Here is a 10850-nt window from a genome sequence, read left to right on the forward strand (position 1 = left end):
TATATGAAGTTTCAAGATTACGTTTATAAACGTCCTGATATGGAGGCGTTTAAAGCAGAATTCACAGCGGCACTTGATCAGTTTATCAATGCAAATACTGTGGATGCACAAGAAGCAGCTATGGATACCATCAATCAATTAAGATTTAATTTTAATACCATGCACACTTTAGCTTCAGTAAGACATACTATTGACACAAAAGATGAGTTTTATGACAAAGAAGAAGAATTCTTTAATGAAAATTCACCAATATTTTCACAACTTAATAATCTGTATTATAAAGCATTAACTAATGCAACATTTGCGGATGCATTAAAAGAAAGAAAAGGAACGTTATTGTTTGATCAAGCAGAACAATCATTAAAAACATTTAAAGATGAGATATTACCATTACTTCAAGAAGAAAACAAACTTACAAGTGCTTATCAAAAACTTTTAGCAGGAGCTGAAATTGATTTTGAAGGCGAAAAACGCAATTTAAGTCAAATGGCACCATTTGCTCAAAGTAAAGATAGAGCAATGAGAAAAAACGCAAGCAGTGCGGTATCTAACTGGTTTTCTGAAAATGAAAAAACCCTTGATGAACTTTATGACAAACTGGTTAAGATTCGTGTAGAAACCGCTGAAAAACTAGGCTATCCATCATTTACTGAACTTGCTTATGACAGATTAGGTCGTCTTGATTATGGTAAAGAAGAAGTCGCAAATTACCGTAAGCAAGTATTAGAAAACATCGTACCATTGGTTCAAGAACTAGTTGATAGAAAAGGTGAACGTCTAGGGATTAAAAACATGATGAGTTATGATTTATCATTAGATTTCTTATCTGGTAATCCAACCCCTAAAGGCGGTAAGGATTGGATGGTTGAACGCGCCCATAAAATGTATAGTGAAATGAGCGATGAAACCCGTACATTCTTTGAATTTATGTTAGATAAAAACCTAATGGACTTAGAAGCTAAAAAAGGAAAAGCCGGTGGTGGATATTGTACTTATATACCAAATTATCAATCACCCTTTATCTTTGCGAACTTTAACGGCACTAAGCATGATGTTGATGTGTTAACTCATGAGGCTGGTCATGCGTTTCAAGTATTTAGCAGTAGACACCACGAAGTTCCAGAATACTTGTGGGCCACACTTGAAGCAAGTGAAATTCATTCAATGAGTATGGAGTTCTTTGCTTGGCCTTGGATTAATCTATTCTTTGAAGAGGACACTGAAAAATACAAGTTTTCACATTTATCAGGTTCTTTAACATTTATACCTTATGGTGTTGCAGTAGATGAGTTCCAACATGAAATTTATGCAAATCCAAACCTAACACCAGATGAAAGAAAATCATTATGGAGAGAAATTGAAAAAAAATACTTACCATATAAACAATATGATAATGATGACTTCTTAGAACGTGGTGGATTTTGGTTTAGACAAGGTCATATTTTTAGTGCACCATTTTATTACATAGACTATACTTTGGCACAAGTTTGTGCATTCCAATACTGGGTAAGAGATCAAGAAAACCATGAAGAAGCATGGAACTCTTATGTAAAACTATGTCAAGCAGGTGGTTCAAAACCATTTGTTGGACTTATTAAACTTGCAGGATTAAAAAATCCATTTGAAGATGGAACTATTGCAAAAACCGTTCCTAAAATTAAAGCATATTTAGACTCGGTTGACGATACTAAGTTATAAACGATAAAAAAGAGCCCTATATTATTTTGTGTTTACAAAATAATAGGGCTTTTTATTAAAAAAAAACTGACGGTTGGTGAAAAGTGTGGGATTAAATGCCAGCAAACATATTAATTAAGAGCTTAACTCACATTTGTATTTCATCACAAGTTTATACAGACATATTATGGTATAATTAAAGTGCCAAACAATTCGATAAAGGAACTATAAAAGCGAGTACTATACCCTTTGAATTGTTTGGCGACGTTCCTTGGGGTGTAGTGCTCGCTTTTATAGTATAGGAACGTATTATGTCTAAAAAAATATTTTGTAAGTTTTGTGGTGGAATAGCTCATAAGCACGGGAAAACATCTAAAGGAACTCAGCGTTATAAATGTAAGTACTGTTGTAAAACATTCCTTTCAAATTACACACCACTCACGTATTTAAAACATGGAAAGACTCTATTCAAGAAGTTCATTGGTTATATGATCGATGACGTCACTTTAGAAGTCGCTGCAAGAAACTTAAAAATCGACGTTAAAACAGCTCACTACTATCGATACTTAGTTTTTCATGCGATTGAGCATTATCAAGAAAAAATAAAACTTTCAGGTACCATATTAATTGATGAAACATTTATTAGTATTAAAGAAAAACCTTATAAAATAGTGCGTCCTGATGGCAAAAACATTAGAGGACTGTCGTTTAATCAGTTGTGCATAATTACAATGATCAGTTTAAAAGGTGAGTGCGTTGCGAAAGTATCTTCTAGAGCAACAGCGCAACCTGAAGATTACAAACGACTATTCAATATGAATATGGGCCAAGTAAAAGCTTTTATTCATGATGGTAATCCTAAACAAGTCCAATTTATGAATCAGTATTCTGTGACAAAGGTGAATCCAAGGAAAGTTGGGATAGATAACTTCTCAACAGAGTTAGTTGATTCATTACACAGTAGTTTAAAAAGATATTTGTTTAAACATGCTGGATATAAACTAAAATACTTACAGCACTACCTAAACTTTTTTGTATACAGGTATAATCATTTAGTTAGAGGTAGCAACAAAACAGGAATAATAAAAAATAAAAACGATATATTAAACGAACTATACTCCCAAGTAAAGAACAGTAGCAAAAATATAAAATACAGAAACTACTTAAGCGATAAAGGAATTACTGATATATTGGAAAACATCCGGTAATCCCACACTTTTCACCAACCGTCAGTTTTTTTTCTGACGGTTGGTGAAAAGTGTGGGATTAAATGCCAGCAAACATATTAATTAAGAGCTTAACTCACATTTGTATTTCATCACAAGTTTATACAGACATATTATGGTATAATTAAAGTGCCAAACAATTCGATAAAGGAACTATAAAAGCGAGTACTATACCCTTTGAATTGTTTGGCGACGTTCCTTGGGGTGTAGTGCTCGCTTTTATAGTATAGGAACGTATTATGTCTAAAAAAATATTTTGTAAGTTTTGTGGTGGAATAGCTCATAAGCACGGGAAAACATCTAAAGGAACTCAGCGTTATAAATGTAAGTACTGTTGTAAAACATTCCTTTCAAATTACACACCACTCACGTATTTAAAACATGGAAAGACTCTATTCAAGAAGTTCATTGGTTATATGATCGATGACGTCACTTTAGAAGTCGCTGCAAGAAACTTAAAAATCGACGTTAAAACAGCTCACTACTATCGATACTTAGTTTTTCATGCGATTGAGCATTATCAAGAAAAAATAAAACTTTCAGGTACCATATTAATTGATGAAACATTTATTAGTATTAAAGAAAAACCTTATAAAATAGTGCGTCCTGATGGCAAAAACATTAGAGGACTGTCGTTTAATCAGTTGTGCATAATTACAATGATCAGTTTAAAAGGTGAGTGCGTTGCGAAAGTATCTTCTAGAGCAACAGCGCAACCTGAAGATTACAAACGACTATTCAATATGAATATGGGCCAAGTAAAAGCTTTTATTCATGATGGTAATCCTAAACAAGTCCAATTTATGAATCAGTATTCTGTGACAAAGGTGAATCCAAGGAAAGTTGGGATAGATAACTTCTCAACAGAGTTAGTTGATTCATTACACAGTAGTTTAAAAAGATATTTGTTTAAACATGCTGGATATAAACTAAAATACTTACAGCACTACCTAAACTTTTTTGTATACAGGTATAATCATTTAGTTAGAGGTAGCAACAAAACAGGAATAATAAAAAATAAAAACGATATATTAAACGAACTATACTCCCAAGTAAAGAACAGTAGCAAAAATATAAAATACAGAAACTACTTAAGCGATAAAGGAATTACTGATATATTGGAAAACATCCGGTAATCCCACACTTTTCACCAACCGTCAGAAAAAAAAGCAAACATTAGTTTGCTTTTTGAATGGTTACTGGTTTACCTTCATAACGAATTGATTTTAAACTATTTTCAATCATTGGTACATGCTTTTTATCAATTGAGAAAAATGATTTTTGATAAGTGATGTTAACATCATTTATGTGGTTATTCTTTAACTTTGTTCTATCTTGTAAAAGACTGACAAACTTTTTAGGTGTTAGGCCTAATTTTGAACCGACATTAATTGAGTATTTAACAGATGCGCCTGAAGATGATCTGCGAGAATTTGAAGTATTTCTATCATTAGATTTACCTTTTGGTCCTCTAGTAGTCGTTGTATTTCTTGAAAAATCTTCGTTAATATTATCTGAATTTTCAATCGTGACTTCTTTTGCAAGTAAAGCCGCTACAACGTTTTCTGCATCATAAAATTTTACGAGTTCTTTTGCGATTGATTTATATTGAAGATGTTTATTAGATGTAATAAGGGCTTCAATACGTGAGAATTCATTTTGCATAGCAATGTTTAAAACATTGTCAAGTGTAGGTAATTCACGTTTTGTAATCTCAGCTTGAGAAAATTTCTCGATATCTTTAATTGTGTAAAGATCTTTTTTTGTTGCAAGTGTAAATGCGTAACCTTTTCTGTCAACGCGTCCTGTTCTACCAATACGGTGAACATAATAATCACTTTTCTCTGGTACATCGTAATTATAAACTGCATCAACATTTTTGATATCTAAACCACGTGCTGCAACATCTGTTGCGACTAGGATATCTAATTGTCTTTTGTGGAATTTGTTTAGAGTTTCTAAACGTTTAGTTTGAGGTAAGTCGCCATGAATTTTATCGACGCTATAACCTTCTTTTGTAAGTAATTCCATTACTTGGTCCACTTTATTTTTCGTGTTACAGAACACTAATGATAAAGTTGGATTATATACCGTTAGTAAGCGTTTAATCGCTTCAATTTTATTTTTTTCCTGAACGTGATAAACATATTGCGAAATATTTTTATTAGTCTGATCTGATGGCACTACCGTAATATGTTTTGGGTCGTTCATATATTTTTGAGATAAGGCAAGGATTGGTCTAGGCATTGTAGCCGAGAACATAATCGTTTGTCTTTCTTTGTTTGCCGTTTCTAGTATGATTTCAATATCTTCTTTGAAGCCCATATTTAACATTTCATCGGCTTCATCAAGTACAAAGTACTTTATAAAATCTAAACGGACAAGTTTACGGTTAATGTGATCAATCGTTCTACCAGGAGTACTAACGATGATTTGTGGTTTCTTTTTTAGTGCATTAATTTGTTTTTGAATTGATTCTCCACCATATATAGCAATTGTCTTAATAGACGGCATATATTTAGAAAATGTATCAAAAGCGTTTTTTACTTGTACAGCTAGTTCTCTAGTAGGGCATAAGATAATCGCTTGAATGTTAGGACTGAACGGATCAATACCTTGTAAAATTGGAAGTGCGAAAGCAGCGGTTTTTCCTGTACCTGTTTGTGAATGTCCTATAATATCTAAACCTTGTTCAATTAGAGGCATTGTTTTTAGCTGTATTTCTGTAAAAGTTTGAAAGCCCATTTCTGTAATGGCCTTTTCAATAAATGGATTTGCGTGTGTCATATTTGTTCCTTTCTTGACTCAAAACAATTGATTATAACACGCTACAGTTAAATGTCAATCAATATTATCTTTTATTTGTAATTAAAGCGTTATTATTCTAATATAGTGTAAAATAAGGGTATATTTAGTATAATTAACAGTAATTGGAAAAGAGGTGATGCAATTGAAAATCATTAAAAAAGTCATGGTAGGATTGAGTTTTACTATTTATGTGTTATTTTTTTACTTCATTATTTTTGGTGGGTTAGTTTTCAAGGTGTATCAACCTCAACCAACAGATCTAGCTTATGATAGCTCACTTTTTAAAGAAGTCACTGGCAATATTCAGTATGCTTATTTAATGGAAGAAAGATTAGAAGCGTTTGATATAAGGCTTGCGCTTATAAAAGAAGCAGAAGTATCGGTTGATGTTTCTTATTACGCCGTACATAATGACGAGGCAAAAGATATCTTTTATGGCGCATTAATCGAAGCCGCAAATAGAGGTGTTCAAGTTAGGTTTATCATTGATGGATTTATTGAAGGTGGGATTCTTAGTGATTTTGAAGGTATTCAAACACTAAATAACCACGAAAACATTGAAATCAAATATTATGAACCAATTAATATCTTTTTAGTTCACAGTATGCAAAACAGGTTACACGATAAACTGATAATCGTTGATGCACATTACGGCATTATTGGGGGTAGAAATATTGGTAATCGCTATTATTTTGAGATGGAAAGTCCAAATGAAGCAACTATGGATAGAGATGTTCTAATCTTTGGAGATGCTAGAATTCAAGCGGTAGATGACATGCAAACGTATTATGAAGAACTGTTTAACAGTGCCTATTCACATACGGTTAAAACACAGTCAATTATCATGAATGAAAGCAAGTATTTAGATAAATATCATGACTATATACAAAACAAAGACTTTAACTTAACACTTGAAAAAGTAAGTAATGAAGCCATTTTAGTTGATAATATAACCTTTTTAAGAAGTCCTTTGAACAGAATGCATAAAGAACCTGTCATTTTTAACGCACTAGTTGATTTATCTAAAGATTACGATTCAATCATCATTCAAAGCCCCTACATTGTCTTCAACAAGCCTTTAATCGCTATTTTAAGAGATTTTAACACTGAAAACATCACTTTCCTTACAAATAGTATGCACACAAACCAAAATGTGTTAGCTGTTAGTGGGTATTTAAACTATCGAAACAGCCTTGCATCAAATGCAAATTTATATGAGTATCAAGGTGACATGAACATTCATGCTAAAACATTTGTTTTCGGTGATGATATTACTGTTATAGGTTCATTAAATATGGATCCACGAAGTGCATTTCTAAGTACAGAAAGTGTTGTTGTTATTTATTCGCAAGATTTTAATGCCCAAACCAAATCATACCTTAATGATTATATTAACCAAAGTTTTCAAGTAACATCTAGTGGCAACTATTTGGGTGATCCTGATGATTTTCAAGATTCAAGTATCACTCGTAAACTCATTTTATTTTTCTTAAAACCAATTGGATTACTATTTAATGATTTATTATAAAAATTAGTTGCAGAAATTTTACTAAAAAGTTATTATTAGTATGTACACGAATTATGGAGGCCATTATGAAGAAAGTTTTATTACTAAATTTGTTAATTGTGATTACCCTATTAATTGCTGCTTGTTCAAGTAAACCAGTGACTATGCAAAATATAGATAAGCATTTAAATAAAGAAAATGCGATATATATTGATTTACGTAGTTTTGATGAGGTTGAAGAGTTTGGCTATATTGATGGCTTTACTATTTTACCATTTTATGAGATTTTAGAGGTCGAAGGCATATTGGTTCGTTCAAACGGCTGGAGATTTACACCAAATGATATTTGGCGTGCGAGTGCATTAAGGGAACTATTTGATGAATCAAAAACAATTTACATTATGTGTAGATCTGGAAACCGTTCAGAATACGTTTATCAAGCATTAAAGCATTTAGGTTACGAAGATATTCATAATGTAGGTGGAATTATTGATTACCGAGGTAGTAATCTTATAACAAATTAAAGGTTTAGCTGAAGCTAAACCTTTTTATTTTTTATCAAGGGTTTCAATGTAAGTTTTAAAAATGTTAATTGTTGATTCAATAACACGTTTAGTTACAGCATCAGGTGTGTCAAGTGGTGTGTGATAGACGTTAGAACGTGATTGATTTGTCCAACTCATACCGATTAGAGTGGTTGCAATGACACCTTTTTTCGCAAGTTCTGCAGCATCAGTCCCACCTGTTAAAAATGCAATAGGTTTCACTTTAGTTTTGATATCAATAGACTTAGCGATTTTTTGAAGTTCAAGTGCAAGTTCTTTATTAAGTGCTACCGATCCATTAATATCAGTGGTTAAGAAGAAGAGCTCTTTTTCATCATACAAGCAATCTGCATTTAACATAAAAGTTGGGTGTTTAGAAAATGAATCTTTATATTTTTTTGCATAAGCATGTGCGCCACGTAACCCTTCTTCCTCAGCATCAAAACTAATCATTTTAATTTCTGTATGGGTTAAAGGATTTTGACTAAAATGCTCACCTAACACGACGGCAATGTTACTAGCCATTAAATTATCGCCAGCACCAGGTGTTCCTTTACTTGATGCAAAAAACCACATTTGCACAATCAATAATATACCTACCGATAAAGTAATCTTCATTAATAATATCAAAAATGATGCCTCGGGAACTAAATCGATAAACAAACTAAATACGAACATTAACAGTATAAACAAAATGCTTCCTGTTACACGTAGGTTGTAAAGCTTTGGTTGGTGGATAAAAAAATTAAATATTCTTGCACTGTCATGATGTCCACTAATAATAACTGTTTGCTTAATTTCTTTAGTAGGTGTGATCGTTCCAATGATATTTTGAGCAGGTTTTCTAAGATAAAACCAATCAAAAATTGGAAAATATAAAATAAACTGAAAGATTAATAACAAAAGACTAATGCCACTTAACAAGTAGACAAACATTGGATAATCTAACCACAACAAAGCAATGCCTATCAAATAAGCAACAACTAACCAACGAATCCATCCTAAAAATGCTCCTTTATGAACTTTAAAAGGTTGTTTTTCAACATGATTCGCAAACAAAGCCATTTCTTCATAGATTTTTTCTGAACAAGCGATTGATGATTGGGTTCCTGCGAGTCTTGGACCAAACTTATTAATCATTTCTTTTGTTAACGCAAAGACTTTTTTACGCAAAGTTCTGATTTCATCGTTCTTTTTCAATAGTATCACCTCTTAATTATCATTTTATCACGTTCAATGTAAAAGACTGTCTAAATATTTACACGGTATGATAGAATACTACTATGAATTGTGGTGATAAAATGAGAAAAATAAAGAATAAGATACAGTTCGCTAACGAACTTTCTAACTGGTATCGCCTTAATAAACGTAATCTACCTTTTAGAAAAACCAACGATCCTTATAAAATCTATTTAAGTGAAATGATGTTGCAACAAACTCAAATGGACACTGTTTTACCTTATTATGAACGTTTTATAAGCAAGTACCCAACCATTACTGAGTTGGCCAACGCTCCAATGGCTGATGTGTTAAAACTTTGGGAAGGTTTAGGCTATTATAGACGTGCTGCATATTTACATGAAACTGCTAAAATTGTACGTGATGAGCATAATGGTGTTTTTCCTTCAGATATCGAATCCATTAGAAAATTAAAAGGGATTGGTAGATATACTGCAGGTGCAATCCACTCAATTGCATTTTTAAAGCCAACACCAGCCGTTGATGGCAATGTTATGCGTGTGATGAGCCGTATAACAGCATATGATAAGGATATCACTAAAACCACCCATATGCGTGAGATAGAAAATGAAGTTCAAACACTTATCATTCACGAAAATCCAAGTGACTTTACACAAGGGATGATGGAACTTGGCGCATTAGTATGTCAGAAAACACCTAAATGTGAATGGTGTCCTGTTAGTAAACATTGTTTTGCCTTTAACAACAATCAAATAAATCTCTATCCTTATAAAGAAAAGGCAAAAGCTAAAGTTACTGAAGAATATATTGTTTTTGTTGTTATGGATGATGCATCTCATGTTCTTTTAAATAAACGTCCTGGTGATGGTCTTTTAGCAAACATGCTAGAGTTTCCTCAATTTGAAACGAAAGATTTAAAGCAAGCATCTATAGAGTTTATGCAAACGTATAATGTTTTAGTCACTGAAACTGAAAAGTTGTTTGAGATAAAGCATATTTTCACGCATAAAATATGGCTTTTAAATGTATATAAAGTTAGCGTACAAACTAATAAACACTTAAATCTTATCCCAACCAATGACATTCCTACTGCAATGAGTAAGGCACACATAAAAATTCTTGAAAAGCTAAAAAAGTAATCCATCATGATTTCTCGTATTAATCAAATAAACGAGGTGTGCGATGTATTTAATAAAGGAAATGCCTTATAAAGAACGTCCACGTGAAAGGTTTATGCATTATGGCAAAGAAGCTTTATCAAATCATGAGCTGATTGCGATCATATTAAGGACGGGAACGAAAGATTTATCAGTGATTGAGGTTTCAAAAAATGTTCTTTACAAATACGCTTCATTAAAAGCGGTTAATCAAACTAGTGTAAAAGAACTTTCAAGATTAAAGGGCATGGGAACAGTTAAAGCAATTCAACTTTTAGCTGCTTTAGAACTTGGAAAAAGATTGCAAGAAGAATCGTTCAATCATTCAATTGCTTTAACTAATCCCAAATATGTTTTTGACTATTTAAAAACTGATTTAGAGATGTTAAATCAAGAAATGTTTTATGCTTTATATTTAGACATAAAAGGTAAACTCATTAAAAAGCAACTATTATTTATGGGCTCATTAAGTAGTGCGATTGTTCATCCAAGAGAAGTGTTCAAACACGCAGTTACATTAAGTGCTGCTAGCATTATAATTGTGCACAATCATCCATCTGGAGACCCAACACCTTCTAACAGTGATATCAAAATTACAAAGATGATGGTTGAAAACGGAAAGGTTATGGATATTGAAGTTGTTGATCATATTATTATCGGAAAAGGACGCTATTACTCATTTAGAGAACATAAACAATTTTAGTAGACAAATATTGTATTTATGATATAA

Annotated in this window: 9 protein-coding genes and 2 pseudogenes; 9 read left to right on the forward strand and 2 right to left on the reverse strand. The window is 32.2% G+C overall.

Features of this window, described 5'->3' with window-relative positions:
- Positions 1-3 precede the first annotated feature (3 nt).
- The 5 genes and pseudogenes from ACHAJD_RS09250 (at position 4) to ACHAJD_RS09270 (ending at position 4039) form a co-directional block, all read left to right on the forward strand.
- Positions 4-1698: a M3 family oligoendopeptidase gene (locus ACHAJD_RS09250; protein WP_435585592.1), complete on the forward strand. Its 1695-nt coding sequence runs from the start codon at positions 4-6 to the stop codon at positions 1696-1698.
- 290 nt (positions 1699-1988) lie between these two features.
- Positions 1989-2087 (forward strand): annotated as a pseudogene (locus ACHAJD_RS09255) (IS1 family transposase); the annotation flags it as partial.
- A gap of 78 nt (positions 2088-2165) precedes the next feature.
- Positions 2166-2885, forward strand: a complete 720-nt coding sequence (locus tag ACHAJD_RS09260) for a hypothetical protein (protein ID WP_435585593.1) — start codon at positions 2166-2168, stop codon at positions 2883-2885.
- Between the two features lie 257 nt (positions 2886-3142).
- Positions 3143-3241, forward strand: a pseudogene (locus ACHAJD_RS09265) (IS1 family transposase); the annotation flags it as partial.
- A gap of 78 nt (positions 3242-3319) precedes the next feature.
- The gene (locus ACHAJD_RS09270; protein WP_435585593.1) at positions 3320-4039 is read left to right on the forward strand and encodes a hypothetical protein; all 720 of its coding nucleotides are present in this window, start codon (positions 3320-3322) and stop codon (positions 4037-4039) included.
- Positions 4040-4079: 40 nt separating this feature from the next.
- Here the strand turns inward: ACHAJD_RS09270 and ACHAJD_RS09275 are convergent, their stop codons facing one another.
- Positions 4080-5690, reverse strand: coding sequence for a DEAD/DEAH box helicase (locus ACHAJD_RS09275; RefSeq protein WP_435585586.1), 1611 nt, complete (start codon positions 5688-5690; stop codon positions 4080-4082).
- Between the two features lie 163 nt (positions 5691-5853).
- Here ACHAJD_RS09275 and ACHAJD_RS09280 point away from each other — a divergent pair, with 163 nt between their 5' ends.
- Together ACHAJD_RS09280 and ACHAJD_RS09285 are read left to right on the forward strand one after the other, a co-directional pair.
- A complete protein-coding gene (locus ACHAJD_RS09280; protein ID WP_435585587.1) occupies positions 5854-7239 on the forward strand; it encodes a phospholipase D-like domain-containing protein in 1386 nt (461 codons plus the stop codon).
- Positions 7240-7304: 65 nt separating this feature from the next.
- Positions 7305-7742 (forward strand): rhodanese-like domain-containing protein, encoded by a 438-nt coding sequence (locus ACHAJD_RS09285; RefSeq protein WP_435585588.1) that lies wholly within the window; start codon positions 7305-7307, stop codon positions 7740-7742.
- A gap of 24 nt (positions 7743-7766) precedes the next feature.
- On the opposite strand, the gene ACHAJD_RS09290 is transcribed toward ACHAJD_RS09285, so the two are convergent.
- Positions 7767-8963: a M28 family metallopeptidase gene (locus tag ACHAJD_RS09290; protein ID WP_435585589.1), complete on the reverse strand. Its 1197-nt coding sequence runs from the start codon at positions 8961-8963 to the stop codon at positions 7767-7769.
- 101 nt (positions 8964-9064) lie between these two features.
- Here ACHAJD_RS09290 and mutY point away from each other — a divergent pair, with 101 nt between their 5' ends.
- Together mutY and radC are read left to right on the forward strand one after the other, a co-directional pair.
- On the forward strand, positions 9065-10102 hold the full coding sequence (gene mutY / locus ACHAJD_RS09295) for an A/G-specific adenine glycosylase (protein ID WP_435585590.1): 1038 nt from the start codon (positions 9065-9067) through the stop codon (positions 10100-10102).
- A gap of 43 nt (positions 10103-10145) precedes the next feature.
- Complete coding sequence (gene radC / locus ACHAJD_RS09300; protein ID WP_435585591.1) at positions 10146-10823, forward strand: RadC family protein; 678 nt, start codon at positions 10146-10148, stop codon at positions 10821-10823.
- Positions 10824-10850 lie beyond the last annotated feature (27 nt).

Source organism: Liberiplasma polymorphum, from assembly GCF_043951795.1.
In the GTDB taxonomy this organism is placed as follows: domain Bacteria; phylum Bacillota_I; class Bacilli_A; order Izemoplasmatales; family Izemoplasmataceae; genus Liberiplasma; species Liberiplasma polymorphum.

Excerpts from the sequence above, each read along its gene's own strand:
- ACHAJD_RS09250 (WP_435585592.1), top strand. The coding sequence starts at position 4 with ATGAAGTTTCAAGATTACGTTTATAAACGTCCTGATATGGAGGCGTTT.
- ACHAJD_RS09260 (WP_435585593.1), top strand. The coding sequence starts at position 2,166 with ATGATCGATGACGTCACTTTAGAAGTCGCTGCAAGAAACTTAAAAATC.
- ACHAJD_RS09270 (WP_435585593.1), top strand. The coding sequence starts at position 3,320 with ATGATCGATGACGTCACTTTAGAAGTCGCTGCAAGAAACTTAAAAATC.
- ACHAJD_RS09275 (WP_435585586.1), bottom strand. The coding sequence starts at position 5,690 with ATGACACACGCAAATCCATTTATTGAAAAGGCCATTACAGAAATGGGC.
- ACHAJD_RS09285 (WP_435585588.1), top strand. The coding sequence starts at position 7,305 with ATGAAGAAAGTTTTATTACTAAATTTGTTAATTGTGATTACCCTATTA.
- mutY (WP_435585590.1), top strand. The coding sequence starts at position 9,065 with ATGAGAAAAATAAAGAATAAGATACAGTTCGCTAACGAACTTTCTAAC.
- radC (WP_435585591.1), top strand. The coding sequence starts at position 10,146 with ATGTATTTAATAAAGGAAATGCCTTATAAAGAACGTCCACGTGAAAGG.